At 60.0% G+C, this 26198-nt stretch carries 25 protein-coding genes and 2 pseudogenes; 4 read left to right on the top strand and 23 right to left on the bottom strand.

The window, feature by feature from the left end; genetic code table 11:
- A pseudogene (locus PU724_RS26605) lies at nt 1-187 on the bottom strand (sulfite oxidase); the annotation flags it as partial.
- Between the two features lie 316 nt (nt 188-503).
- Between PU724_RS26605 and PU724_RS26610 the strand changes: the two are divergent.
- Nucleotides 504-1418, top strand: a complete 915-nt coding sequence (locus tag PU724_RS26610; RefSeq protein ID WP_354422594.1) for an ankyrin repeat domain-containing protein — start codon at nt 504-506, stop codon at nt 1416-1418.
- A 321-nt stretch (nt 1419-1739) separates the two neighbouring features.
- On the opposite strand, the gene PU724_RS26615 is transcribed toward PU724_RS26610, so the two are convergent.
- Both PU724_RS26615 and PU724_RS26620 read right to left on the bottom strand, forming a co-directional pair.
- Complete coding sequence (locus tag PU724_RS26615; RefSeq protein WP_354422596.1) at nt 1740-2633, bottom strand: SMP-30/gluconolactonase/LRE family protein; 894 nt, start codon at nt 2631-2633, stop codon at nt 1740-1742.
- A 311-nt stretch (nt 2634-2944) separates the two neighbouring features.
- Nucleotides 2945-4183 carry an FAD-dependent oxidoreductase gene (locus PU724_RS26620; protein ID WP_354422598.1) on the bottom strand — a complete coding sequence of 413 codons (1239 nt, stop codon included), beginning with the start codon at nt 4181-4183 and terminating at the stop codon, nt 2945-2947.
- Between the two features lie 81 nt (nt 4184-4264).
- Between PU724_RS26620 and PU724_RS26625 the strand changes: the two genes are divergently transcribed.
- On the top strand, nt 4265-4849 hold the full coding sequence (locus PU724_RS26625; protein ID WP_354422600.1) for a TetR/AcrR family transcriptional regulator: 585 nt from the start codon (nt 4265-4267) through the stop codon (nt 4847-4849).
- Nucleotides 4850-5161: 312 nt separating this feature from the next.
- Here PU724_RS26625 and PU724_RS26630 read toward each other — a convergent pair whose 3' ends face one another.
- The 12 genes and pseudogenes from PU724_RS26630 to PU724_RS26685 all read right to left on the bottom strand — a co-directional run bounded on the left by PU724_RS26630 (nt 5162) and on the right by PU724_RS26685 (nt 17202).
- A complete protein-coding gene (locus tag PU724_RS26630; protein WP_354422602.1) occupies nt 5162-6310 on the bottom strand; it encodes an adenylate/guanylate cyclase domain-containing protein in 1149 nt (382 codons plus the stop codon).
- Between the two features lie 13 nt (nt 6311-6323).
- A complete protein-coding gene (locus PU724_RS26635) occupies nt 6324-6689 on the bottom strand; it encodes a response regulator (RefSeq protein ID WP_354422603.1) in 366 nt (121 codons plus the stop codon).
- Nucleotides 6686-9244, bottom strand: a complete 2559-nt coding sequence (locus PU724_RS26640) for a GAF domain-containing protein (RefSeq protein ID WP_426213671.1) — start codon at nt 9242-9244, stop codon at nt 6686-6688. Before PU724_RS26640 ends, PU724_RS26635 begins: the two co-directional genes overlap by 4 nt.
- A gap of 61 nt (nt 9245-9305) precedes the next feature.
- Nucleotides 9306-9890 carry an SCO family protein gene (locus PU724_RS26645; RefSeq protein WP_354422607.1) on the bottom strand — a complete coding sequence of 195 codons (585 nt, stop codon included), beginning with the start codon at nt 9888-9890 and terminating at the stop codon, nt 9306-9308.
- A complete protein-coding gene (locus PU724_RS26650; RefSeq protein ID WP_354422609.1) occupies nt 9887-10894 on the bottom strand; it encodes an ABC transporter substrate-binding protein in 1008 nt (335 codons plus the stop codon). The genes PU724_RS26645 and PU724_RS26650 overlap by 4 nt, the downstream gene beginning before the upstream one ends.
- Nucleotides 10895-10939: 45 nt before the next feature.
- Nucleotides 10940-11242: a hypothetical protein gene (locus PU724_RS26655; protein ID WP_354422611.1), complete on the bottom strand. Its 303-nt coding sequence runs from the start codon at nt 11240-11242 to the stop codon at nt 10940-10942.
- A 52-nt stretch (nt 11243-11294) separates the two neighbouring features.
- Nucleotides 11295-12302, bottom strand: a complete 1008-nt coding sequence (locus PU724_RS26660) for an ABC transporter substrate-binding protein (protein WP_354422613.1) — start codon at nt 12300-12302, stop codon at nt 11295-11297.
- Nucleotides 12303-12347: 45 nt separating this feature from the next.
- Entirely contained in the window at nt 12348-13352 is a 1005-nt protein-coding gene (locus tag PU724_RS26665; protein WP_354422615.1) for an ABC transporter substrate-binding protein, read from the bottom strand.
- Between the two features lie 45 nt (nt 13353-13397).
- Nucleotides 13398-14411, bottom strand: coding sequence for an ABC transporter substrate-binding protein (locus PU724_RS26670; RefSeq protein WP_354422617.1), 1014 nt, complete (start codon nt 14409-14411; stop codon nt 13398-13400).
- Nucleotides 14412-14440: 29 nt separating this feature from the next.
- Complete coding sequence (locus PU724_RS26675) at nt 14441-15448, bottom strand: ABC transporter substrate-binding protein (RefSeq protein WP_354422619.1); 1008 nt, start codon at nt 15446-15448, stop codon at nt 14441-14443.
- A 373-nt stretch (nt 15449-15821) separates the two neighbouring features.
- Nucleotides 15822-16288 (bottom strand): annotated as a pseudogene (locus PU724_RS26680) (metallophosphoesterase family protein).
- An 8-nt stretch (nt 16289-16296) separates the two neighbouring features.
- On the bottom strand, nt 16297-17202 hold the full coding sequence (locus tag PU724_RS26685; protein WP_354422960.1) for an MBL fold metallo-hydrolase: 906 nt from the start codon (nt 17200-17202) through the stop codon (nt 16297-16299).
- Nucleotides 17203-17693: 491 nt separating this feature from the next.
- Here PU724_RS26685 and PU724_RS26690 point away from each other — a divergent pair, with 491 nt between their 5' ends.
- Nucleotides 17694-17885, top strand: a complete 192-nt coding sequence (locus tag PU724_RS26690; protein WP_354422621.1) for a CsbD family protein — start codon at nt 17694-17696, stop codon at nt 17883-17885.
- A gap of 902 nt (nt 17886-18787) precedes the next feature.
- Here PU724_RS26690 and PU724_RS26695 read toward each other — a convergent pair.
- The 4 genes from PU724_RS26695 to PU724_RS26710 all read right to left on the bottom strand — a co-directional run bounded on the left by PU724_RS26695 (nt 18788) and on the right by PU724_RS26710 (nt 22558).
- The gene (locus PU724_RS26695; RefSeq protein ID WP_354422623.1) at nt 18788-19729 is read right to left on the bottom strand and encodes a DUF72 domain-containing protein; all 942 of its coding nucleotides are present in this window, start codon (nt 19727-19729) and stop codon (nt 18788-18790) included.
- Nucleotides 19730-19869: 140 nt separating this feature from the next.
- Nucleotides 19870-20475, bottom strand: coding sequence for a cupin (locus tag PU724_RS26700; protein WP_426213672.1), 606 nt, complete (start codon nt 20473-20475; stop codon nt 19870-19872).
- Nucleotides 20475-22028, bottom strand: coding sequence for an FAD-dependent oxidoreductase (locus tag PU724_RS26705; RefSeq protein WP_354422962.1), 1554 nt, complete (start codon nt 22026-22028; stop codon nt 20475-20477). Before PU724_RS26705 ends, PU724_RS26700 begins: the two co-directional genes overlap by 1 nt.
- 23 nt (nt 22029-22051) lie before the next feature.
- Nucleotides 22052-22558 carry a YciE/YciF ferroxidase family protein gene (locus PU724_RS26710; RefSeq protein WP_354422627.1) on the bottom strand — a complete coding sequence of 169 codons (507 nt, stop codon included), beginning with the start codon at nt 22556-22558 and terminating at the stop codon, nt 22052-22054.
- A 49-nt stretch (nt 22559-22607) separates the two neighbouring features.
- On the opposite strand from PU724_RS26710, the gene PU724_RS26715 reads away from it, so the two are divergent.
- Complete coding sequence (locus tag PU724_RS26715) at nt 22608-22862, top strand: hypothetical protein (protein ID WP_354422628.1); 255 nt, start codon at nt 22608-22610, stop codon at nt 22860-22862.
- A 9-nt stretch (nt 22863-22871) separates the two neighbouring features.
- Here the strand turns inward: PU724_RS26715 and PU724_RS26720 are convergent, their stop codons facing one another.
- The 4 genes from PU724_RS26720 to PU724_RS26735 all read right to left on the bottom strand — a co-directional run bounded on the left by PU724_RS26720 (nt 22872) and on the right by PU724_RS26735 (nt 26197).
- The gene (locus tag PU724_RS26720; protein ID WP_354422630.1) at nt 22872-23033 is read right to left on the bottom strand and encodes a hypothetical protein; all 162 of its coding nucleotides are present in this window, start codon (nt 23031-23033) and stop codon (nt 22872-22874) included.
- Between the two features lie 26 nt (nt 23034-23059).
- A complete protein-coding gene (locus PU724_RS26725; RefSeq protein ID WP_354422632.1) occupies nt 23060-24370 on the bottom strand; it encodes an NRAMP family divalent metal transporter in 1311 nt (436 codons plus the stop codon).
- Nucleotides 24371-24813: 443 nt separating this feature from the next.
- Nucleotides 24814-25119, bottom strand: a complete 306-nt coding sequence (locus tag PU724_RS26730) for a hypothetical protein (RefSeq protein WP_127282040.1) — start codon at nt 25117-25119, stop codon at nt 24814-24816.
- A gap of 223 nt (nt 25120-25342) precedes the next feature.
- A complete protein-coding gene (locus PU724_RS26735; protein WP_354422634.1) occupies nt 25343-26197 on the bottom strand; it encodes a PRC-barrel domain-containing protein in 855 nt (284 codons plus the stop codon).
- Between the last annotated feature and the right edge of the window lies 1 nt (nt 26198).

Consider the following 26198-nt stretch of genomic DNA (forward strand, 5'->3'; position numbering starts at 1 on the left):
CCTCCCAGACAAGCTGGCTCTGGATGACCGCCGGAACGGGATTGGGCTGCGGCTGATCAAGCCACGGGATCACGGTTTCACCCGCTCGGCTTGGAAAGGCTTGGGCAAACCGTGAGTGGAAGATAGCGAGCGCCGCGAGGGCCGCGCTGCCTTGAGCGATGAATTCGCGTCGTGGAAGGTAATACATGATGATTTCTCCTCCAGTGAAAGCTGTTTTCTCCTCCAGTGATAAAAGTGATGGCGGCCGGAATAGCGCAAACGAGAGGCCGGCCGAGGCGGCAGTCTTGAGAGCGCGCGGAACAACGCGAGTTAGAATCGCGCCAGATCTTAAGGTGGAGTCTCCCGCTCTCCGTTGCCGGCTCCGTCAGGTCCCAGCCAGCAATCGTCAAGTATACGCCTGATCTGCGTTCATGGCGAGCGCGACGCGCCGACGCTCCGGAGTAGTCGAGGGAGTTGATCGGGTATACGCTTCTCAATCACCGTGTCGGCCCAGGGAGAGCCAGATGCGTGAACTGATTGGAAGCGTGCTCATCTATTTGGCTGCTCTCACGACCGCCGAAGGCAGTCCGCTTCACGAGGCGGCCAAGAACGGGGACCTTGCCGCTATCGCAGCGGCCCTCGATGCAGGGGCGGCCATCGAGGAGCAGGACAAGGGAGCCACTCCTCTCTTCCTGGCAGTTCGCAGCAACCATCCCGAGGCGGCGGAACTGCTGATCAAGCGCGGCGCGGGTGTGAGCAAGGAGTCGGCGCTCGGTCTGCCGATCACCGTTGCTGTCCTGAAGGGTTACGCCGACCTCATGCAACTGTTGTTGTCACATGGTGCTGACCCCAATGCCAAAGCGAGAGGCGGCGAGCCCATGTTGCACTTCGCGGTCGCGAACGGCTGTCTCGATTGTGTCAAGGTGCTCGTTGAAGCCGGCGCAGACGTGAACGCCATCTGGATCCAGGGCGACCCCGCCCGTCTACCCGGCATTATCACGCCCTACCACCTTGCAAAGCACGACGACCATGCCGACATCGCCGCCTACCTGCAGGCTCATGGGGTCGTCATTCTGAAGCCCGAGCCGATTTCCGCGAGGCTGGCAATCGGTGACCCGGCAAAGGGCGCGGCGTTCTTTGCCTCCAACTGCTCCTTCTGTCATGTCGTGCGTGCACAGGATGTACCTACCAAGGGGCCGAACTTGTGGAACGTCGTCGGACGCGACAAGGCGTCGACGAAGTTCGACGGCTACTCCCACTCCCTCTTGGCCTGGGAGGGTTCCTGGACGTACGAGGACCTCAACATTTTTCTCGCCGGTCCTACTCTCACGACGCCGGGCGTGAACATGGACGTTCGAGGCGCACCCGATGAAACTGACCGGCTGAACGTGATCGCCTATCTGCGAACACTCGCCGACTCGCCGTTTCCCCTGCCCTGACTGCATGCGCCCGGCCTTCGCCCTGGCAGTTATGGGCGAGCCGACGTATTCTCTTCGAATTCCATGTTCCCACCGGTTAGCTCGAGACATAGAGCATCGCAAATTGCGTCCGCTATCGATTCCCCGATACCGCAAGCTGACCTACCGCTTTCGGCCCGATGCTGCCGATCTGCAACGCGCCACATTGCGGTCATTCTCGCCGCCATTCACAAAAGCCGACATGCTATTTGCGGGCCCAGACACATTGCGCCGAATAGGGACGTTGGATGGGGTCTGCTCCTGACGTCCCAATCGGGGCCTAGCAAACTGGCGCGACGGGTCCTAACGTGTGATCGGATAGTGTAAGGCCTGCCCCGCGCAAGGAGCCTCAAGGATCTCGACCTGACCTTTTGCGACCTCCGTGACAAGTATCTTTTTGCCATCTCGCGAAAAGGCGAGGTTGGTAGGGCAAGGACCGTCAAGCATCATCCGATCGGCCACTCGGCCATCTCTGTCGAGAACGGTCACGTTCTGCTGTCCATAGACAGTGCAATAGAGGCGGCCGTCGACACCGAACTTCATGCCGTCGGGGCCTTTGAACCCCTTCTGATCGTCTTCTTGTAAGACGTTACCGAAAACTTCGCGGACCGCTGTTTTCGAACCGAACACATCGTAACGGTAGACTTCGCCAGTGAAGGAGGCGTTGGCGTAGAGTGCGTCGTCGGCATCGAAGGCTATGCCATTGGTGAAGCGGATCCTGCTATCGACTAGACGCTCAATTTTTTTCGATTTGGGATTGATCGCGTAAACGCGTCCATCCCATGCGAGGTCCATAAATCCCTCTACGATGTTCTCACCATCCAGAAAATCGGCGAGTGCCATGCCCGAATCCGTCATGTACAGGAGGCCGTCCGGACCAAAGGCCAGATCGTTCGGAAAATAGAAGCGGCCGTGTTTGTCATCACCCTCGAGCCGCTTCACTTCTCGGCCGTCCGGGTCGATGCAGACAAGGGCACGGAGGCCGGCTTCCGCTACCCAAATCAATCCCTCGCCGTCGATCGCAAGGCCGTTCGGGCGACCGCCCGTCTTCTTGACAACTTGCCTTGATCCGGTTGGGGTCAGTTTCGTGACGTTGAGCGTGTCGTGCGACATCTCTGTTATGTACATTGAGCCGTCAGGCAACGTGACCGGACCTTCTGGAGCGCCAACATCGGCTGCGAAAATGCGCGATCCCATTCCCATTCTCCCTGCTACCCAGTTTGGTTGATTGTCGAGTTGAAGCCGGTCGGCGACGGCCTCTGGCGCGTCCTGCGATCATCCTGGGCACTCGAGTTCCCGAATACCAATCTCGTACCAGAGCGGACACTCGCAAAGGATATATTCGAGACTTCAATCGCACTTGGTTGACTGTCTGCTATCGCTTTTTTCGAAGCCAGAAGCCGACAGTCCGCTGTCGGCCCCACTTCAGACATTCAGTCTGCTCAAAAGCACCGACGGTTAAGCCAGCGCCTTTGCTCGGCCATTCCTGCATTCGGTGGGCGGCGACTTCAAGCGACGAGCTTGACTTCGCTGTTCGTCGACTGTTTGCGCACGCCAGGCTGCGAGGGCGCCGGCAGGGTCGCCATTTTTGCTCGGCTGAGGCCTGAAAGTTTCAAAGTGATCCCGCGCTTGATCGTAGGGATCCTATTGACGAGACCAAGCGCGACATTGCGCAAGACGCGCAACAGCGGAACGCGCACGAGCGCCATGTTCGTCAATCTTCCCGCCAGCTCGATCACTTCCTGCGCCGCTGGACGACGCAAGGCCTCATAAAGAATGAGCTCGCTTTCCGGACGGACGCCGTTGATCACCTCGCCGAGCAGTTCTCCCAGCACGACGGCATCGATCAAACCGGTGTTCATGCCCTGGCCGCCGGCCGGACTATGTACATGCGCGGCATCGCCCATCACGAACAGCCGCTCATTGCGGTAGGATTTGGCAATACGATGATGGACGCGGAAGCGTGAACTCCATGTCAGGTCGAGCACCCGCGCTCGGCCGCCGGACGGTCCGCGGCTGTCGAGCAGCGCTTGGATGTCGGCGATACCCGGCTTCTCCGGCGCCTCGTCGACGGTCGCTACAATCCGGTACGATCCGTCGGGCAGTGGCGCCACGACCACGAGACCTGCCGGTGAAAACAGCAACGATACTTCCGTCGGTCCTAAAGGCCAGTCGAGGCGCACGTCGGCTAGAACAAAAACGCCGTCATAAGCCTCGCCGTCAAAACCAATGCCGGCAGCCTTGCGAACGACACTGTGCATGCCGTCGGCGCCGACGACATAGCGCGCCGAGATCGTCTTCTCACGGCCATTCTGAAGGACAGTGACATGGGCGCTCTCAGAATCCTGCGTCACGGCCTTGGCTTCGACGCCCCGATGAATAACACCACCCAGCTTGGCGATGCGTTCGGCTAGGATTTCTTCGGTTAGGTTCTGCGGGATCATCAGCACATAGGGATATGGCGAAGGCAGATTGTCGAAGCCGAGCTGGAGCAACGTCCGGTCACGGTCGCGGATCGCGAAGGCATCGAGCTTCAATCCATGTTCAACCAGACGTGCAGCGACGCCGAGCGGCTCCAGCGATTTAAGCGTCTGCGCGTGAACCACTCCGGCGCGCGAGGTGTTGAGGCCCGTGGCAAGACGCTCGACCAGGACGTGGTCGACCCCTGCCTGGTGCAGGGCGATGGACAAGGCGAGGCCGGTCGGACCGGCGCCAATGATCATGACTTCGGTGGTGTCGGGCAGCATTCTTCTCTCCATTTGTCAACGATCGTTGACTTTCTAATCGCCGCGCTTGAATTTGTCAACAGTCGTTGATAAATGAATTTGATGAGTACCAATCAGCCGAAAAAGCCAAGCAAATCCGACCGCACGAAAACGTCGATCCTGGAGGCTGCCAGAGAGCTATTCGCCGAGCATGGCTTTGACGGTGCATCGATACGCGATATCGCAGCACGCGCCTCGATCGATCCGGCGATGGTGATCCGCTATTTCAACAGCAAGGATGAGTTGTTCGCCAGGGCGGCGCTCTTCGACCTGCAACTCCCAGCAACATTGGTAACCGACCACGCTTCCATCGGCGACGCAATCATCAAACGTTTCCTGCGGACATGGGAAGGATCGCCGAGCGCCACCGGCATGGTCATACTGCTGCGCTCGGCGGCGTCGAACGAATTCGCCGCCGAGAAGGTGCGTGACGTGTTCGCCAATCAGGTTAGGCCAGTTGTTGCAGCTTTCGGCAACCCTGCCGACGCCGGCCGACGCGCAGGGCTCGTCGCCAGCCAGTTACTGGGATTGGCAACGTGCCGCTATCTCCTTCGGTTGCCACCGGTGGTGGCCCTGTCGCACGAAGAAATCATCGAGAATGTCGGCCCAGTGCTTCAGCGCTACGTCATGGGGGCAGACGCGACCTAAACTGCTTCCTCGGGCCGCACTTTGTTAGGGGCGGGCGCTATCTAAGGTGTTGCTCAAAGGCACGCAAAATGTTTGGCATGCGCCTCATATCGGTCGTGTTGAGGTCGTAACCGCATCACAAAAGCAGACATCGGCGTGTACAGGTGAGGAGGCTCGTTTGCGCCTCTAATTTAGGCTGCCATTGGTTGCCACTCGCGGAACGACCACTTTCTCCTGTTGCGGCGATTTCGAGATCGGTCAATGGTTGGGCTGCTTTTGTGCCGGTGGTTCGACGCGGCGCATCGTCCGAAAGAAGCCGGAGTGCGCCTAACGCTAGCTTGGTCGACCGATCCACCGCAAGATTTCATAGGCAGGCATCGGGCGGCGAAAACCCTTCAGCGTCAATTCGCCAACAGGGACGGATTCGACCAGTGACTCGACAGCTCCGAGGACCCGTTGGCTAACAAGAATCTGACGGGATTTAGCCTCCTCGCACAATCGGGCGGCATGGTTCGACACAGTGCCGATGACCGCATAGTCCGAGCGCTGATCAAAACCGATCCGCCCGATGGTTGCGTGGCCCCTGGCAATACCGATCCCAAAGCCAAGCAAATAGTCCCGCTTGCGCCATCGCTCTGAATGCTCGTCAATCGCGTCGCGCATCGCGGCAGCCATTGAGACAGCTCTCTCGCTGTGGTCAGCGCATGGCAGTGGATCGTTGAAAATCACGACGATACCGTCGCCCACGAACCGCTCAAGAGTCCCCTCGTGGCGGACAATTTGTTCGCCAAGACAGGAATGATACTCCGCCAGAACTGTCATGACCTCTTCGGGTTCGGCGGTCTCTGCGAAGGCCGTAAATCCGCGCAAATCGCAAAAGACAACCGTCACCTCGCGGCGGTGGCTCTGCAAGAGCGCATCTCCATTGCCCGCCGCAACGATGAGGTCGGCGACCTGTTCGGGCAGGAACCGCCTAAGCCGCGCCATTCGCTCGAGCTCCGTCACCTGCTCAGCCACGGTTTGCTCGAGCGAGCGGTTCCAGTCGGAAAGTTGCGCGGCTTGGTGCTCAAGGCGTTTGGCCTGGCTCGCGACAGTGTCGTGAAGCGCCTTCTGGCGCAACATCGAGCGCACCCGCGCTAGCAGCGCCCTGTGCTCGAAGGGCTTTGTCAGATAGTCGTCGCCACCGGCGTCCAGCCCCTCGACTAGGTCGCGCGTATCGGCCTTCGCGGTGACAAGTACAACGGGGATCGATCGCAGCGATTGGTCGTGCTTGAGCATGCGCACCACACTGATGCCGTCGAGCTTCGGCATCATGATGTCGAGCAGGATCAGATCAGGTGTGAGTTCGCGGGCTCTCGCAAGCCCCTCTTCACCATCGGCGGCGGTTGCAACTTCATAGCCATTCGCCTCGAGACGCATGCGCAGGATCTCAAGGTTTTCCGGAGTATCGTCGACCGCGAGAATGCGAGGCGGATCGTGCAAGGCGCTGCCTCCCTCAAGAAAGGAATCCGCGAATCTCGGAAAGCAGCTGGCGCGGACTGAATGGCTTGGCAATGTAACCATCGCACCCAGCAGCAAGGGCTTTCGCCTCGTCGCCCGACAACGCGTAGGAGGTGACGGCGATAATCGGAATGTGCCGGAGCGCCGGATCGGCCTTGATGCGGCGGGCCGCTTCATACCCGTCGATCACCGGGAGCTGGATGTCCATAAGGATCAGGTCTGGCCTGTGCGCTGCGGCCGCAGCTATGCCGGCGGCGCCGTCCGTCGCCTCAATCAGTTCGTATTCGGTGGTGGCAATGAGATCGCGGATGATCTGGCGGTTGTCCTCGGTGTCTTCCACCATCAGGATTCGTTTGCTCATGCGGCCCTCACGTCCTCATTCATCCGGATCGGTATTTTCAGACGGAATGTCGACCCTGACCCGATCACGGACTCGACGTCTATGGTTCCGCCATGCATTTCGGCGATGCGCTTCGAGATCGCCAGGCCAAGACCTGTGCCACCCTTCTGCCTGGTGCTGCTGTTGTCGACCTGCTGGAATTCTTCGAAGATGAGGGCCTGGTCCTTGGACGCGATGCCGGGACCGGTGTCTCGGACGGTGATCTCGAAGTGCCCGTCGACCACATCGGCAAGAATGTCGACCGCACCCGTTTCGGTGAACTTCACGGCATTGCCTGCAAGATTCAACAGAACCTGCGTTAAACGGCGTTCGTCCCCGCGGCCGATTGGAAGGTTCTCGGCAACAGTCGTTGAAAGCTCAAGACGCTTCGCTCGTGCCAGCGGCTCGACAGCCGTAACGGTCGATCGAACAATCTGCGCGACGGAGTAGTCCTCGATCGCTAGCGTGAGCTGGCCGGCTTCGATCTTGGAAAGGTCGAGTACGTCGTTGATGAGCCCGAGGAGGTGACGGCCGTTTGCCTGCACGCGCGCGACGGTCGTCTTTGCCTTGTCCGGGAGTTCTCCGTAGATGCCGTCGACCAGCAGTTCTGTGAAGCCCAATACCGAATTGAGCGGTGTCCTGAGCTCGTGGCTCATATTCGCGAGGAATTGGGACTTGTGGCGGCTGGCTGCCTCCAGCTCCTGGCCTTTCTCCTCGATCTCGCGAAACAGCTTGGCATTCTGGATCGCGAGCACCGATTGGGCTGCGAAAGTCTCCATCAGGTGGACAACTTGCTCTCGGAAGGCACCTGGCTTGTGGCGCCTGACGACCAGCGCACCGACGATCTTGTTGGGCCTCAGCAGCGGAACGATCAGGATACCGCGATACCCGGCGTCGACGATCGTCTTTCTCACAGGGAAGGAGGAAGTCTCCTTGCTGAGGTCGGGAAACTGTACCGGCATGCACCGTCCGGGCGCGTCGCCGATCCCCATATCGGCCAGCCCGATCGTCTGGTGCGAGACTGCGGCGATAAGCTCATCGCTCATGCCGAAGTTTGCGCGCGGACGGAATTGCTGCCGCGTGCTGCTGAACACGTAGATCGTGCCAGCATCCGTCTCCGACAACTGGACCGCTTTGGCGACGATCGTTTTCAGCACCGTGTCGAGATCCAGCGTCGAATTGACCGCCTTGCTCACCTCACCAAGCGCCTCGAGTTCACCAACAGACGCGGCAAGCTCGCGCGTCCGTGACTGCACCGCCTCGAAGAGCCGCGCATTCTCGATGGCGATCACGGCCTGGTCGGCGAATGTCTCGACAAGTGCGATCTCCTTGGGATTGAAAGGTTGCGGCTCAACCCTCGTCATGACGAATACGCCAACGAGATCACCTTCCCGCAACAGCGGGGCAGCGAGGACGGTGCGGAATCCGCCGGCCTCAGCGATCAAGGCAACGCGGTAGTCCGGATCAGCGGTCACGTCTTCGATCTGCACGATCCGCCGTTCTTCGATTACGCGCCCTACGGCGGAGCCTCGGCCTGCGGCAAGCGCTGGAAATGGATTGGCGTCGACATAAGCACGGAAACTGGGCGGGTAGCCATGCGTCGACACATAGCGGAATACGCCATCAAGCAACTGCACGATACCACCCTTGTCGGCACGGCAGAGCCTGACAGCCGATTCCACCAACGTATCGAGCACGACCTGCAGATCGAAGGTAGAGCGGCTGATGACCTTCAGAACGTCTGCAGTGGCCGTCTGCTGCTGAAGCGCCTCGTCGAGCTGCTGGGTACGCGTCTCAATCTCCTGATACAGGCGCCCAAGCTGGTCGGAGGTCTGGTTAACGTTGGCGGCGAGCACTCCAAGTTCGTCGCGATTGGCGACGGCAACCTGTTGGGCGAAGTCGCCGGCCGCTATCTGGCTGAGACGCGTCTCGATCTTCTTGACCGGTTCGATCAACGACCAGGAGATGATGTAACCGAGCCCCAACGCCAGCAGGATGCTGCCCACGGCAAACGAGACCACGATCAGTCTGGACGTGCCGTACGCACCCTCGGTCGTTTCGATGGCCGCCACCATGTCGGCTTCGGCCATGTTGACCAGCTGGTTTGTCAGCCGCTCGAGGCGATCAGCCGACGGTATGATTTCATCAAGCTGAACCTTGCGCGCCTCCTCAGTACGGCCGGCGCGGACGAGTTCTACCACGTGCGTGACCCCGGCCGTCACTCGTTCGTACTCTTGCCTGACCTGACCAAGCACTTCCACCTCGGCTTTGGCGACGAACTCCATGCGGTCGAGGTCGTAGCCGAACTGATTGAGCTGGCGCAGCGCAGCATCCAGCATCCGGTCGTCCTGAAGCAACAGGGCGGTGGAGATGCCGTAGAGCTGGGTGGTCGTATCGTGCTGTACCTGGCGGTAGGCCGCGATCCTGCGCTGCAGCTTGATCAGCTCGTTGGTCTGATCGTTGACCCCACTCAGCACCTGCAACCCGACGGCCCCGAGCACGATCAGCAAGCCGACGATCGACAGGAACGCGATCAAGAGCTTGGTCTGGACGCGAGCCGGCAGCCGGGCAACCCACCCAACGAGCCGGTTCGTTATGCTATTTGGATTCGTCCAAGAGGCTGACAAGGTCATCCCGGAACTCCTCCAAGTCGAACCGGACGCCAAGATACTGTACTCGCAAGATGCCATTGGGGTCTACGAGCGACGTCAACAAGGTATGGTCAACCTCTCCGTTCGCCGCCTTCTTCGCGATGACCCCGTATTTCCGTCCCACCTCATGGACGACCGCCGGATCACCGGTAAGAAACGACCAGCCCTTCAGATCGGCGCCAAAATTCTGTGCGTATTCCTTCAAGACATCGGGGGTATCGCGCTCCGGGTCGACAGTGATCGAAACGAAGTCGATCTTCGATCCGAACGTAGAGCCCAGCTTCTCCTGCACGCTGGCCATATGGGCGGTCAGCATCGGACAGACGTCGGTACAGTACGTATAGATGAATGCAATGGCGACCACCTTGCCGCGGAAGTCGCGCAGCGAGACGTGCGCCCGGTCCTGCGATGTCAGCGTAAAGTCTGGAGCCGGTCCGATTGCCGGCAATCGCTGATTGTGCTGCGCGTCATGTGCCTGCGCTGGCACGGTCATCAGCGCGAGGAGCAGGATACGGGCCGCCAACCCGCTCACGTCTTCAACTCCCGCTTCAGCTCCTCGAGGAAGCGCCAGTCGGTGCCGCTGGCGATGATCTGCTGTGGGCTCGACTTGATCATGCCCGTCTCCTGCATGCGCAGCGCGTAGAAGCGCATCGAGGCTTCGGCGTCGTAGTCCCGCCAGACGTCGTACCGCGTATCGCTCAGCGTTTGCAGCGCGTATTCGTAGCTGTCTACGAAACCTCGCTCGACCATCTGCCCTGCACTCCATGCGGGATCCGACGCGCAGAGGTCAGCACCCTTGACGATCGCCCTGAGCACGCGCTTGGTCGCCACCGGGTACTTGTTCACGTAATCCGCAGCGGCCGAGGTCATGCAGCAGAAGTGCTGCGACCAGGGGCGGTCGATGGTTGTGTTGAGGATCGTGTGGCCGATTTTCTTGGCGCGCAGTTGCTGCGTCTCCGGCGGCGTGAAGAGGTATGCATCGAACTTTCCTTCGGCGAAGGCTTCCACCGGTTTGCTTTCCTGGACCCATTCGAAGTCGTTGTCGGGATCCAGTCCGATATAGGCGGCCATAAGGGCGACCAGCACGCGCGACGGCGCATCGATGTCGTGCATGCCCACCCGCTTGCCCTTGAGGTCTGGAATGCCTTGGATGCTGTCGTTGGCGATCAACTCGAGGCACCCGGAGTGCAGACCGCCAAGCACCTTGATTGGCACGCCGCCGTCGATCGACGCGACATGGACCGGCGCGTAGTTCATGCTGAAATCCGTGTCGCCGCGTGCAATCCACACCGCCTGATCGACTTTCTCCTCGCCCTGCACGTAGCGGACGTCGGTGAAGCCCTCCGCTTTGAGGAGCTCTCCGGCCAGGTACATCCCAGCCCAGCAGTAGGCACCATCGATCCACCGCGGCAAGCGAACGGAGGTCGTTTCCGGTGGTGCCTCGGCCCAGGCCTCAGTCGTTGCGCCGATGAAACCGGCGGTGCCGGCCGCCGCAGCGCCAGCCATGAAGGTGCGGCGATTTTGAATGATCTGCATGGGCCTCTCCTTCCCATAAAAGGCAACTATGTACCGGTTGGCTGCTCACGTTTTCAGCTCGCGCTTGATCTCGTTGAGGAGACGCCAATCCGTGCCGTTGGCGATAATCTTGTTAGGGCCGGCCTCGATGAAGCCGACTTCGTTCATCCGCAGTGCGTAGAAGCGCATTGTGTCTTCGGGGTCGAACTCCCGCCACACGTCGTAGCGCGCTTCGCGATGGTCCCGCCGCCATGCGAGCGGTGATGGTTTCAGGTGGCGCGTCGGCTGCTGCCGTATTGCGGCCGTTGGCAAGGCCTGCTGCTGCGAGCGCAGACAGGCCTGTGAGGAAACGGCGACGGCTGTGGACAATCTGCACGAGTCTCTCCTTCCCTGAAAAAGGCACCGCGCGTGGACGATAGGTCTACGTCTTCAGCTCCGCCTTTAGCTCGTTGAGGAACCGCCAATCGGTACCGTCTGCGATGATCTTCTGGGGACCCGACCTGATCATGCCGGCCTCTTGAAGTCGCAGGGCGTAAAACCGGATCGTGTCTTCCGGATCGTATTCTCGCCACTTGTTGTAAGGCACGTCGGTCATCGTCTGCAGTGCATAGTCATAGTTAGCCGTGAATCCGTCATCGACGATCTGTCGTGCGACACGCTGTGGCTCAGCGACGCAAAGGTCCGCGGCTTTCAGAATGGCGCGGACGACGCGCTTGGTCGCGATCGGGTTGTTGTGAACGAAGTCGGCGTTGCCGGCCAGCATGCAGCAAAAGTACTGTGACCAGGGACGATCGACGGCGCTGTTGACTACTACGTGGCCCACGTTTTGGGCGCGCAGTTCCTGGGGCTCGGGCGGAAAGCCGAGAAACGCATCGATTTCTCCCCGCGTGAAGAGCGTCATTGGTTTGATGGTCGGGCTGGTGACCCAATTTATGTCCTTCAGTGGATCCAGCCCGACATAGGCCGCCATGCCCGTCAAAAATACATGCGGACTCGAGCCCAAGGCTTGGACGCCGACACTCTTGCCCTTCAAGTCTCTGATCCCGCGGATATCCTCGGTTCCGAATAGCTCAAAGCAGCCAGGGTGCACCCCGGCCAGCACGGAGATCGGGCCCCCTGCATCCAACGTCACCACAAGCGGCGCGGCGAAATTCAAAGTAAAGTCCACCTGGCCACTCGCGACCGCGTCAGATTGCCCCGCGGCTGTCTCAGTCATTACATAGCGAACCTCGGTGAAGCCCTCCGCATGCAACAGCTCCTCGGCAACATATTGAGGCGCGATACAGATGCCCCTGATCTTTGCAAGGCGGACGCTCGTCGTTTCCGGCGGTGGCTCTGCAGGGAGCGATTGCCGGACCCCAACGAGGCTCGCAGCGCCTGCTGCCGCAGCGCCGGCCAGGAAACGGCGACGGTTCTGGATGATCTGCATAGGCCTCTCCTTCCTCGATAGGGCGCACGGCGTGTTGGCGATTGCCTACGTCTTCAACTCGTTCTTCAGTTCGGCGAGGAAACGCCAGTCGGCGCCCTGGGCGAGGAGCTTCGGGGGGGTGCTCTTGAGCATCCCGACCTCGTGGAGGCGCAAGGCGTAGAAGCGCAGCGTGTCCTCAGCGCTATACTCACGCCAACCGTAGGGGATCGCCTTCAAGACCTGGAGGGCATGGTCATAGCGCTTAGTATAGCCCTGCTCCACCAAGAACTGGGCGGACTGCTCGGGCTCGCTGGTGCAGAAATCCGCCGCTTTCAAGATGGCGCGGAGGGCGCGTTTGGTGGCCACCGGATTCGTGCGCACGAACTCCCGGTTCCCAGCCAGCATGCAGCAGAAGTATTGCGACCAGGGCCGGTCCACGGTGCTGCTAATCACTACATGGCCGATCTGCTGCTCCCGCATCTCCTGCGGTTCGGGGGGAAAGCCCAGATAGGCGTCGATCTTCCCCTCACTTAGGAGCCGGATGGACTCGGGGCCCGGATGGGTGACGAAGTGTATGTCCTTATGGAGGTCCAGGCCCACATAAGCCGTCATACTGGCGAGAAAGACGTATCGGCTGGAATCCAGCGACGGCACGGCCACGGTCTTCCCCTTGAGGTCGCGGATTGCTTGGACGCGATCGGTCCCGAACAGCTCAAAGCAGCCGACGTGGAGACCAGCCAGGATGACGATCGGATCCCCAGCCTCCAGGTGGAGAAGGAGCGGGGCCGCGAAATGCGCACTGAGGTCGGCTTCACCGGAGGCGAGAGCCGGCGCGATGTCTGCGGTCCCCCTCTTTTGGAGGTAGTGCACCTCGGTGAACCCTTCGCTGCGCAGCAGTTCTTCGGCTACATACTGGGGGGCCTGACAGATGCTGGGAATCCGGATGAGCCGGATCCGCGTCGTCTCGGGTGGTGGCTCAGAGGGGAGCGATTGGCGGACCCCAACTAGGCTCGCGGCGCCGGCTGACGCAGCGCCGGCTAGGAAACGGCGGCGATTCTGGATGATCTGCATAGCCTCTCCTTCCCTTGATAGGGCGCACGGCCTGTTGGCGATTGCCTAGGTCTTCAACTCGCGCTTCAGTTGATCGAGAAAGCGCCAATCCGATCCAGTGGCGATTATCTCTTGCGGGCTCGACTTGATCATGCGCGTTTCGTGCATGCGCAACGCGTAAAAGCGCATCGAGGCTTCGGCATCGTAATCCCGCCATCTGTCATACCGGATGTCGCTAAGCGTTTGCAGCGCGAGTTCGTAGCTGGGGACGAACCCTCGATCGACTAGCTGCGCTGCGCTCCATGACGGATCTGAGGCACAGAGGTCGGCGCCCTTGAGGATGGACCGCAGGACGCGCTTAGTCGCTACCGGATATCTGTCGACATAATCCGCAGTCGCAGAAATCATGCAGCAGAAGTGCTGCGACCACGGCGGGTCGGTGGTTGAGTTCAGGATCGTATGGCCTACTCTTCTGGACCGGAGTTCCTGCGTTCGGGGTGGTTGGCCGAGGAATGCATCGTATTTTCCTGCCACGAAGCCTTCCGCAAAATTCTGTTCTTCGATGACCCATTCGATGTCGTTGACCGGATCGAGCCCAACATAGGCGGCCATCAGAGAGACCAATACGTATTGCGGCGAATCGAGCGTAAAGACCCCGACCCGCCGTCCCCGCAAGTCCGAAATTCGTTTGACGTTGTCGTTGGCGATCAGTTCGAGGCACCCGGAGTGCAGGCCGGTTAGCACCCTGATCGGCACGCCTGCATCGATCGACGCCAGATGAATCGGCACGTAGTTCACACTGAAGTCCGTCTCGCCGTTTGCGATCCACGCCGAATGATCAACCTTCTTGTCGCCTTGCACATAGCGGACATCGGTGACCCCCTCGGCGCGCAGCATCTCTCCGGCGAGGTAAAGGCCTGCCCAACAATAGGCCCCGCCGATGTACCGCGGCAGGCGGACGGTGGTCGTTTCCGGCGGCGGCTCCCCTGCGGCATTGGTTGGACCAATGTTGAACAACCCTGCGCTGCCAGCCGCCGCAATGCCGGCCAGGAAGCGCCGGCGGCTCTGGATGATTTGCATCTCCACGTCTCCCCTTGAGACAAATGGGATCAGATTTTCAGCTCACGCTTCAACTCGTCGAGGAAGCGCCAGTCCGTTCCGTCTGCGATGATCTCCTGCGGGCTCGATTTGATCATGCCCGTCTCCTGCATGCGCAGCGCGTAGAAGCGAACAGAATCCTCAGCATCGTAGTCCCGCCATTTGTCGTGCGCGGTATTCTGCAGGGTCGTCAGTGCAAGGTCGTAGCTCGGCAGAAAGCCGCGATCGACCAGCTCACGCGCCGCCGAGGTCGGGTCGGATGCGCAGAAATCAGCAGCCTTGAGGATGGCTCGCAGCACACGCTTGGTCGCCAGCGGGTATTTTTCTACATAGTCCGCCCTGCCTGCGACCATGCAGCAGTAATATTCCGACCATGGACGGTCGACCAAGTTGCTGACAATCGTGTGGCCGATCTCGTCGGAACGGACCTTCGAGAACGCGCTGGTGTCGGCGAGGAAGGCATCGACCTTGCCGTCGATGAAATCCTGCATCGGCGAGGGCCCCACGACCCATTCGATGTCGTGGCCGGGATCCAGCCCAACGTAGTTGACGATCAGGCTAAGGAATACGTGTGGGTGGTCGTTCAGGGCCCAAATCCCCACCCGCTTGCCCTTCAGGTCAGCAACGCCGTTGACGCTGTCGCTGGCCCGCAACTCCCAGCAACCCATGTGCACGCCGGTCAATATCTTGATAGGTGCTCCTGCATCGATGGACCGGATATGCATCGTCGGCATGTTGAAATCGAAATCCGTCACTCCGCCAGCGAGCCACAGCGTGTTGTCGACCTTGGTGTCTCCTTGGACGTAGCGGACGTCGGTTATGCCGTCGGCGCGCAACAATTCTCCGGCGAGATAGAGCGAACCCCAGCAATAAGCTCCACCTACCCAGCGGCCCAGGCGCACGGTAGTCGTTTCCGGGGGCGCCTCGGCCCAGGCCTCAGTCGTTCCGCCGATGAGACTTGCGGCGCCGGTCGCCGCCGCGCCGGCCAGGAACGTGCGACGATTTTGAAAAATCCGCATCGGGACGCTCCTCTTCCGAATCGCAAACGGCAATTCTGCGCGGAACCGGGCAAAAGAGGTTCGGCGGAGGCAGATGGTCTCGTGAGCGCGACGAGTAGTTGTGGTTCGAGCGCGCCCAGTCCGATGCGGGAGTCTTGCGCTCTCAGTCGCCGGCTCACTTATTAGCTGCCGACGATATGCCAGGATACGCCCATTTTGCATTGGCTGCGAGCCCAAAACTTTCTCGCGCCAAACGTCACGTCAGTGCCTCGCTGACAGTCGCATAAAAGGCATTGTCGAACTCTCCATTTCGGCCGGTTCAAGAAGCCAATTTGAGGTGATGGTCGCTTGCGGAGGCCGTCCCGCTTGGCATGCGATCGCCTTGATCGGCGCCTTAGCTGCTACTGAGATCCTGAATGACCGGCAGTAGACCGTCAGGCGCGATATCAACCGTCGCAAGGGTGATCGGCAACTTGAAACGACGGCGACCGGCGCTGCCAGGATTAAGGTAGAGCACGCCATCAACGGTTTTGAGTGTCGGCACATGGGAGTGACCCCACACGACCATGTCGATACCGAGTGCCGCTGGTGAGACCTGCAGCGTCTTCAGATCATGGAGGACGTAGAGCGTTCGGCCTGCCAGCCGCACCAACGCGGTGTCGGCGTAGGTAGCAGCCCACCCAGCCGTATCGACGTTTCCTCTTTCGCGGTGACTGGTGCGATCTGCTGCAGCGTGGCAATGATTTCAGGACTGCCAATGTCCCCGCCATGGATGATGTGGTCGACCCCGGCCAGGCGTCGTTCCGCCTCCGGCCTCAGCAGGCCGTGGGTGTCGGAGATGATGCCTATCCTGAATGTCATCGTAGCTGTTATATGGTGAGCACGTCGAGATCAGCCGCAATCCGGCTGTTCGGAAATGCCCGCACGGCCTCCGCGAGGATTTCTTCGTTGGCATATCGGCCGGAGATATGCGTAAGAACGAGCTGATTCACATTGCTCGTCGCCGCCAGAGATGCCGCCTGCGCAGCCGTGAGATGTCCGTAGTCGCGCGCCATGGCCGCATCTCGGTCCAGGAAGGTGGCCTCGATCACCAGAAGGTCAGCGCCGCGGACATGTTCCGCCAGCCCATCGGTGGACTCTGTGTCGCCGATGATCACGAGCTTCTTGCCTGCTTCCAGCGGTCCCAACACGTCTTCGGAAGCAACCGTTCGGCCATCCGCCAGGGTGATAGCCCGGCCTTCCACCAGTTCCTTCCTGATTGGACCGTTTGGCACGCCCAGAGACACCAGGTAATCGGCGCGAAGGTGGCGGCGCGGGGGCGTTTCGAGCACGAAGCCATAGCTATCCGTGTCGCGATGGCGAACCTGAAAGCAGTCGATCGTGAATTCATCCGCGTCGAAAAACCGACCGGGCGTCAGCGGCTCAAGCCTTAGTGGGATCGGCGCTCGTCCTTCACCCCACAGGCCGGCCAGCATGCGCACCACGACGTCGAGGGTGTCCGGGCCTCCATGGACGGTGAGGAGCTCTTCGCTTTGCCCTAACCGGAGCGTCGAGAACAGGCCGGGGATCCCAAGTGTATGGTCGAAATGCGCGTGCGTGAGGAGCAAGCGATGAAGCCGCCGCAAGCCGGCGCCGCTGCGCAGCAACTGGCGCTGCGTGCCTTCTCCGCAGTCGACCAAAATTCGGTGGCCGCCTGCCTCCACAAGTAGGGCAGGGTGATTGCGATCCGCAGAGGGAACGCTGGCCGAGGTGCCGAGGAAGGTAAGTCTGAAAATCATGGGGCTCGTCTATCCCGCGAGCAGTGAGGCCTCAAAGCGGGCAAACAGTGCGTCGCGCGCGGATTTCCACCCTGCCAGTTTGCTGTACCCGTCTCCGAACTATTTTGAGTTCGTGCCCTCCTCGGATCTTATCCCGGCGCTTTCACCATCGCCATGAACGAGGTCGCGATGGAGGGGCGAGGGCATCCGCCATGTACTTGATGTCCCAGAGCCAGGTAGCTGAGGGCCGGTAAGGGGGGAGCGGTGAGTGGCGGCTTTGGCCCGGCCGCGAAAGGCTGGCATGCGGCTGTTGCCGCATTCTCTCCTTTGCGGTCGACCCGTGCGCATCCAACGTCCGTCCCGGTCAGCGCGTCCGATCCTGAGGTCTAACTTCAGCGCCGGTCTCCCACTCAAGCCGACCGGTAACTTGCGGCTACTCGCTGTGGAACCAATTGTCGAGGCGTAAATTCCTTTACCGAGTGATTGCCTGACTTAAGAAGGAGCTCGTCATGGGAAGCACGTCGGACAAGGTTAAAGGCAAGGCCAACGAAGTCGCTGGAAAGGCGCGCCAGGCTGTAGGCAAGGCCGTGGACAACCACGAAGAACAGGCCAAGGGCAAAGTCCAGGAAACCAAGGGCAACGCGCAGGTTGCGAAGGGTCAGGTCAAAGACGCGGTGAAGAACCTCGTCGACAAAGCCTGAGTGTCCGATACGCAGCTAAAGCCCGCGGCGACGCGGGCTTTTCCTTTGCTGAAAATGAAAACGCGATGGTCGCCTTCGCCTATGGCGAGGGCGGCCAATATCATTGAGACGGGCTCGACCTGCCGCCCGCCAACACCACCGTCATTTTTCGCGCGTATCGGCTCGGATTGGCTCAACTGCACGAGTTGCGAGGATGGCTGGGGCGAGGGAGGGTGCGAGGCCCCGCCTATCAGCTAACCGAACCCGGCAAGGAAATTGCTTCTGGAACGCGCGATCGGCTCTCGACGCTTCTCACATTTGACCGTCTCGGCTCTGCGCTCGCAACCATCGCGCCGGATCTCGACCCGAGGCCGGCGGCCTGGTTGGGGAGGAACAGGCGGGCCATATGGAGCTGCGGCTTGAGCCTTTATCGACGGTTGTTGGCGCTGGCGGTGGATAGGCGCGCGGCAGGATCGTTGAAAGCTGCAGCCGGCGATTGATCTGGAGATGTCAGGGTCCTCCGCCGCCTGAACGGAGCACGCTCCTTAATCTTGCGCGACTGAAGCTTTCCACAGGAGCTGCTGGCATCCTCAATTGGAGCCGGAGCCGTCGCGATTGCGGTCGATTTTTCGCGCATGCGCCCGCGTGTTCGTGCCCGACTGGAAAAGCGACCCGACTGCACACGAAGATGACCATCGTTTTGTGGTTCGTTGTGCCACAAAACCCGGCCCGGAGCGCAGCAGTGGAATTGGTGAAAGCATCGCTGGTGCTCGAAAGCTGAACCGACCGAGCGGACGCAGAGCAACAGCGGGAACCGAGCCAACGTAGGAAAGTGCCCGAAACGATTGGACGTGCGCAGCGCCTTATCTGGCATTTGCAGGAACTGCGCTTTGTTGGTGGGTTCATCGGACGCGGATCTCATACTATGATGATGGAGCCGCCACGGAAACATCCACTTCGGACGGAGCTTGATCCAAGCCTGTTTGATCGAGCAGCCGGCGCATGGTCAAAGCGTTGCCGGGCGCAAAGCCTTCATAGTCGTTGTTGAAATAAACCCAGGCTCTCCGCGCGCCGCTGTTCTTGATCCTCTCGGCCCATTCGGCCAACTCGCCTTCGGAATAGTCGTGCCTGTACCAGCGCTCCGGACCGTGCATTCGGAGGTAAATATCGTTGGCTGTGCGAACCAGAACGTCCGGAAGCCGTGGACCGCTGCAGGAACAGAATATCGTGCCGCTCTCGCGGAAGGCGGAATAGACGGTCTCGTTCCACCAGCTGGCATGACGAAATTCCACAACGTTGCGTCGCGTGTGGTCGAGCTGGCTCAGAATGGCGCGGAGCCTCTCCTCGGTGAAGCGATAGCTTGGCGGAAGCTGGAAGAGAAAGCAGCCCATCCGCTTGCCAAGGATATCGCCGATCAGTCCAAAATCTTTTACCAGGGTTTCGGTATCCTCGAATCTCTTGACGTGCGTGATCAGCTCACAGACTTTTATGGTGTAAACGAACGCGCGCGTTCCGGGCTGACGAAGCCAGGTTTTCACATTCGCGACGGTCGGCCAGGAATAGAAGGATGCGTTTATTTCGACGGTGTCGAACTGCTGCGCATAATGAGTGAACCATTCGGAGGTTGGCATCTCAGCCGGATAGAACTTTCCGCGCCATTTCCAGTAGAACCATCCGGAGCAGCCGACATAAGCGGAGTTCGCCAACTCGGTCGAATGGCAGCCGGGCCCTTTGCCCGCCAGCCGTGCGAGGTGCATTTTTTCCGCGCGCCCCACGTTCTCTGCGCGCTGCTTTTCGCGGCGCAGCCTGCGGCGCTCACGTCGCTCGTCAAGGCCTATGTCTTTCCTGGGAACGTTGATGGCCATTGCATAATCTCTGTCCGTCTTAACGGCGATCAGAGCCAATCGCTCCTTAGGCGAAGTGCATTGGCGCGGTCCTTTGTCCGCCCGCCATCGAGGCAGCGCAACTCGGCGATCCAGAGGAAATGGGCGGAAGCGCTCAGCGCTTACCGAAATGCTTTCCAGATGTCGAAAAGCGGACCGCTGCCACCGTAGACGGGATCCTGTGGTGGTTTAGCGACCTTGAAAATGGTTTTGACGGCGTGGGCATGGTCCTCGCTCCTAGAACACTCATCGTATGTGCCGTTGGGCGGGTAGGCGCCGACCACGAGAAAGTCTTCGCTCGCCGCGAGGCACTGGTGACCAGTGCCTGCTGGCAAAATAGCGACGTCTGCCGCCTTGATGGTGAGCGTGCGGCCGCGCTTGCCTCCGAACTGCACCTTTGCCGATCCGCGAGCGACGCCAAGAACCTCATGTATGCGGGAATGGTAATGCGCATAATCGTAGATGCCGTTTCGCCAAGACCCCTTCCAGTTGTTGCGCTCGAAGAGCTCCTCGAAGATTGCGGCCGGATCGAATTCGGCAGGCAGTTTCACGACGCCGCGATAGACGACCAACGGCCAGTGGGGATGATTGGGGATGATGCCGTCGTCCTCGAAGCGGAATGCATTGGCCTTGCGCTGGCGCACCAGCCGACCGAGCTCGTCGCTTGAGGGTCGTTGCCAGCCGGTGATCTTCTCGACGAGTGTTTTGCCGCGCTCAAGTATGGGCATCATGTTCCTCCCGCCGGTGCGTCCACGGGGTTGAGACGACCAACGGCCGGCCCGTTGAGCACGATGCCATCGGGAGCAAAATGGGAGCCATGACAGCAGCAGTCCCAACACTGCTCGGTGGAATTCCAGGCCACTTCGCATCCAGAATGCGTGCAGACGGCGGAATTCAGATAGAGCTTTCCAGCCATATCGCGGCAGGCTGCGATCTTGCGCAGTCCGTCCCGCAGGACCCCGCCTTGGCCAGGCGCAAGCTCGGCCAGTGACTTCAAGTCACCCGGAAGCAAATAGTCGGCGAGATTTTTGACCGCGGACAGGTTTTCACGAACATAGTTGATCACGCCGGAGGGCGTGTTGCGCGACGGGTCGTAGACCTCGGCCCACGGGTTCTCCTTGCCCGAAATCATATCCTTCACCAGCAAGCCGGACAGCGCGCCATGCGTTATTCCCTGGCCGGAATCGCCGGTGACGACATAGACCGATTTGCTGCCGGGATTGAGGCCGATGAAGGCGCAATAGTCGATCGTGTCCAGAACCTGTCCCGACCAGCGCGTGACCTTTTTGCCCAAGCTTGGCACGAGCGCTCGTATCCAGGCCTCGATTGCCTCGAAACGAATGTCGCCGTCGTCGGATTCGCCGGATTTGTGGTCGGCTCCGCCTGCGATCAGATAGTCAACCGAGCCGGGACCGGGATTCATTCGGACGTAGTGGTAAGGATCGCCCGTGTCCCAGAACAACGCATCGGGGAGCGCACCCTTCGGCAATGTGAAAGCAATCGCGTAGGTCCGGTAGGGCGACATCTTGGTGTGCAGCTGAAAACGATCGTTGATCGGCGAGTTCGTGGCAACGACGGCCGATCCCGCGTCAATCACGCCGCCGTTCTCCGTGGAGACGCGCACGCCGTCCTCAGGCAGTTCCTCGACGGAGGTCACGGCGCTGTTGGCGAAAATGAGGGACCCGCTGTCGCGGATCGATCCCGCAAGCCCGCGCAGATATCTCAACGGATGGAAAGTCGCCTGGTTGGGGTAGCACAGGACCGGCGCCTCCTCGAAACCCTTGAGCGGCACGCCAGTTACCAGTTCGACAGCGGCCCCGACCTTTCGTGCCGCATCGAATTCTTGCTGGCGTTGATCGCGGGCGTTTTTGGGGTCGACACCCATTGCCGGAAATAGAAACGCGTCCAACCTGCGGAAATTGCAGTCGATCCGTAACTCGGAGACGTTTTCCTCGATGCGGGCGACGGCGGCTTCCTGACTTTGCTGGAAGAGCCTTGCAACGTCTTCACCCCGCAGGTTGATCAACGCGCTGAGCCCATCGTCACAGATCGGCGCCAGATGCGCCGTGGTTCGCGACGTCATACCGCCGGCGATCGTTCCGCGATCGATGACGATGACCTTCTGGCCGATGTTGGCCAGTTCGTGAGCGATCGACAGTCCGGCGATCCCCGCTCCTATGATGACTGTGTCACAGCTCTTCTTGCCCGAGAATTTCGGCGCATCGGGATAGACGTCGACCTTCATCCAAAGGGATCGGGTGAGTTCAGCGCGCGCGTTCATGCAAGCGTCCTCGAGCGCATCGATCAAGTCGACGCCTTCTCGTTGACTTTCCCTTCGGCGATGGTGGTGAGTTTCTTGTCGGCCGCCTTTTCCTCGTTGAAGGTCGCAGTGAGAAGTCGGACGACGGCTTCGTTGCCGCTCTGCTGCGCCCACGCAATCAGAGTTCCGTAGCGGGTAATCTCATAATGCTCGACGGCCTGTGCGGCGGCAATCAGGGCGGCGTCGAGCACTTTCTTCTCGGCAACCTCGCCTGCGATCCCGTTGGCTTCCTTGATGATGCCATCGATCGCCGGGCAGGTCGTCCCCTTCGGGTTTTCACCGATAAGCTCAAAGGCTTGCTCCAGCCGTTGGACGTGCTTTTGCGTCTCGGCGAGGTGGGCTTTGAAAGCCGCCGTCAAATCCCGGTTGGTGGCCTTTTCAACCATATCGGGGAGCGCCTTCAGAATCTGTTTTTCAGCATAGTAGATGTCCTGCAAAACGTGCAGGAACAGATCGTCCATCGTCTTGATGTCCTTCGTAAACAGGCCCATAGCGCGCTCCCAATCTCCATTGCCGAAAGATCGTTGGAGAACGCGTGGCGTGACCGCCAGTTCCGGCCGCCAGCAGCAGGCCAGCCGCGCAGGTATGAATTTCGCCTCGGGACTCTGGTGTGGCGAAGTCGCCGGAACGAATGCCGTCGGCTTGTGGGTCAAGGTCAAACGCGGCCTTGTGCCTTCCATGCGAGCGGCGACCAGTATTGTGCTGATCGGCACCTATTGGAATTCACTACTGAATGAAGCGAGATACCTCAAGGCGCGCCACCAGGTGTTGGCCGTCGGCGGGCTGGCGAACTAATTCCCCTCATTACCAAACGCGAATGAATGCGGCAGCGCCAACGTCACAACCATGCTTGGGAGGGCCGTTTGAACTGATGATCGTCTTGGCCTGCTTGAGCGTCGGGCCATATTTTTTGGCCCAGACCTCAGCGTCATAGGTGACAGGCCATTTCTCTATCGGCTTGCTCATCCATCGCTCCCGGAAGTCGAAAGCGGTCACAGTAGCCACTGAGCCGCCAGACCAACGACGCATAGCGTCATGGCTACGGTCGAGAGCCACCCCAGGGAACGGAGCCACCCTCGTATGGGGAAGTCTCCCATTATGTCGGCCCGGCCCGCCAAAAGCATCATCACGACCATCACCGGCACCGCGCAGATGCCGTTGATTACGGCGCTCCAATAAAGCGCCTTGATCGGGTCGATTGGCGTGAACATGATGCCGGTGCCAAGGGCCGCGGCCGTGGCAAGTGTCCCATAGAAGGCCACCGCCTCCTTCGGTTCACGGGCCAGGCCAACCTTCCAGTGTAGGGCCTCGCCGACTGCGAAGGCGGCCGATCCCGCGAGCACCGGAACGGCCAGTAACCCGGTACCGATGATTCCCGCCGCAAAGATGATGAAGGCGAATTTGCCGGCCACCGGTTCCAATGCCTTCGCCGCGTCCGTGGAAGAGGAGATATCGGTTACCCCTGCCTTGTTGAGCGTCGCAGCAGTGGTGAAGATGATGGCGATGGCAATAAGGTTGGACAGGGCCATCCCAACCAGTGTGTCAGCGCGAATCCGCCCGAACGCCTTTCGAGCCTGCCATGGTGCCCATTTCAGGGGCTTGGCGGAAGGATCGAGCTTTTCCTCCTCGACCTCTTGCGAAGCCTGCCAGAAAAACAGGTAGGGAGAAATGGTTGTGCCCAAGATGGCAAGCAGCGTCGTGAAGAACGTGCCGTTCCATTCGACGTGCGGAATCAACACCCCCTTTGCCGCTTCGCCCCACGGAACGTTTGCAGCGAACATCGCCACGACATAGGCGAACAGGCTAAGCGTGGTCCATTTAAGGATTTTCACGTAGCGGCTGTATTTGAGGAACACGATTGCCGCCACGCTGACCAGCGCGAACCCCAGTACATAGACCGAGCTAGGCCCTCCGATCAGAAGGTTGAGCGCATCAGCCATCGCGCTTAAGTCGGCACCAATGTTGATCACATTGGCGGAAAATAGCAGGACGACCACAAGATAAAGCAGAGGGGCAGGGTAATAGCGAGAAAGGTTGCCAGAGATGCCTTTGCCCGTGGTGCGACCTATCCGAGCCGCAATTTCCTGGATCGCCGCCATAAGAGGAAAGGTAAAGAGCATGGTCCAGCCGATGTTGAACCCGAGTTGGGCTCCGGCCTGGCTGTACGTGCCTATCCCTGAGGGGTCGTCATCGGAGGCGCCGGTGATGAAGCCGGGGCCAATAATGCGGAGGAAACGTTGAAATGGCCCTTTGGCAACCGTGTTGCATTGCTCTCGCTCAATTTCCGAGCTGACATCGGTCATTGCTTGGGCCGTGCAATGCAAAGAGCGGCAGCCACGGCACTTGTTGCAGCCAGCACCGGCCCGATCCCTACCGGTTCGAAAGTTGGTCCAAAAATCTCAAGCCGCACGTTTTTGAATGTCGAGCTGTGAGTCACGTGCCACCATCGCTTTGGAAGTTATGGAACCTTCGGTTCAACGATGAGGAGACACGGCGGTTCCAAACGGAGTGGGTCTTGATGACAACCGTAGTGTGGCGGTTACGCTCCCATGATCGTAGGAGACGACCGTGTCGTGGCGGTGGTGGAGGCGCCGGCCGTCATTGATGCAATCGCAGTGCGATCTGGATGATGGCGTTCATGCGCCTTGACGATGACATTGTGCGTCGGCGCCAGATGCGACCAGGCCTCTCGCCTAGCAACCTGAATGCCCCAGTCTTGTTCCGGAGCGGCCAGCGAGCCTGAGCTTCAAAGGAGTGTTATCGTCCAGTAGCGGACCACAATATTTTCCTGCCGAAAGACATGCTCCAGGTCGCCCTGTCGGCGCCGCCAATCTGAAACATCCATGCTTGGCGTCATCACCTCGAAGATGACGATATCGTCCCTGTCTGTTTTTCCGCGGTCGTTCCAAAGACCCTCCGCAGGCGCCTGGAGATAGGCCGTCACGCCATCGAAGCGACCCGCCAGTTCTTCTTTCAGGCGGTCGAAATCTCTTCGGGGGTACGGTTGACCCTGGTTGTCTGATAGAGGCAACAGGATTTGGATGAGATACATCTTAGTCACCGCTATGCTGCGGGCACCAGGAGAAGACTGATCTGCGAGGTCAGGCCAGCCCCTCTGACCGCGTCTCTTTCGACACGCGAGGGACATCAGACAGGACGAGGGTCGCTGATATCTTCAGAGCTATGACGGACTTCGTCGGCTAATCTCAAGGCCCGCTTCTGTCACCGGATGACCAAAGCGCCCGCCGTGGACGACGAGCGCTTCGGGTAGTTCTTTACTTGCTGATGACTATCCGTTGCTTATCGCGGTTTTGGGCGTAAGTGGCCTTGTCGTAGGCAGTCTGCGCCTCCAGCTGCTCCCTGGTGAAGTTCGTGTACAAATAGCGGTTGCCGTTCTTGTCGGTCATGAACTTGAGGTTCTCCATGCCGACGGCGACCTTCTTTTCGCCAATGCCCAGGAAGCCGCCTACATCAACGATTATCGAGTCGACCTTCTTGTCGCCTGTCAGGATCACGTCGCCGATCTCGCCGACCTTCGCATCATCTGCGCCATAGACGTTGGTTCCGATCAGATTTGCCGCGCTGATTTTGTCTGACGGCATTTCGGTCAAGCTCGACTTGTCGATCGAGGCCGTCGCAGTCGTATCGGTTTTGGCAGTTGTCGCTTGAGTGTCCGCCGTGCTTTTGGTCGGCTGGGTCGTCGAGGCTGCCGCAGGATCGTAGGCCGTCGTATCGAAATTGGGCTGAGCATTAAGCTCATCCTTGGTCGTCTTTGCGACCAGCCAGCGATCGCCGTTCTTGTTGATCCATTCAAGCTTGTTGAAATCGTAGGCGACATTTTTTTCGCCCACGCCGAGGAAACCGCCGACGCCAATGACGACGAGTTTGGCGTTCCCGTTCTTGTCGAGGACGATGTCATTAACATCGCCGATCTTCGTCGCGTCATCTGCGGTGCTGTCGTAAACCGCGGCTCCCATGATCTTGGAGACGAGCTTGCCATCCGTGACCGGAGCGACGACCTCCGTCTGGGCAGCGGGTTTGCTGGTATTTGCGGCGTAAGCACCGGCGGTGCACAGCACCGTCGACATGAAAGCAGCCGTGGCCACCGTAGCCAGTATCTTGCGGACCATG

It is taken from the genome of Mesorhizobium abyssinicae (assembly GCF_049887195.1).
Classification (GTDB): domain Bacteria; phylum Pseudomonadota; class Alphaproteobacteria; order Rhizobiales; family Rhizobiaceae; genus Mesorhizobium; species Mesorhizobium abyssinicae.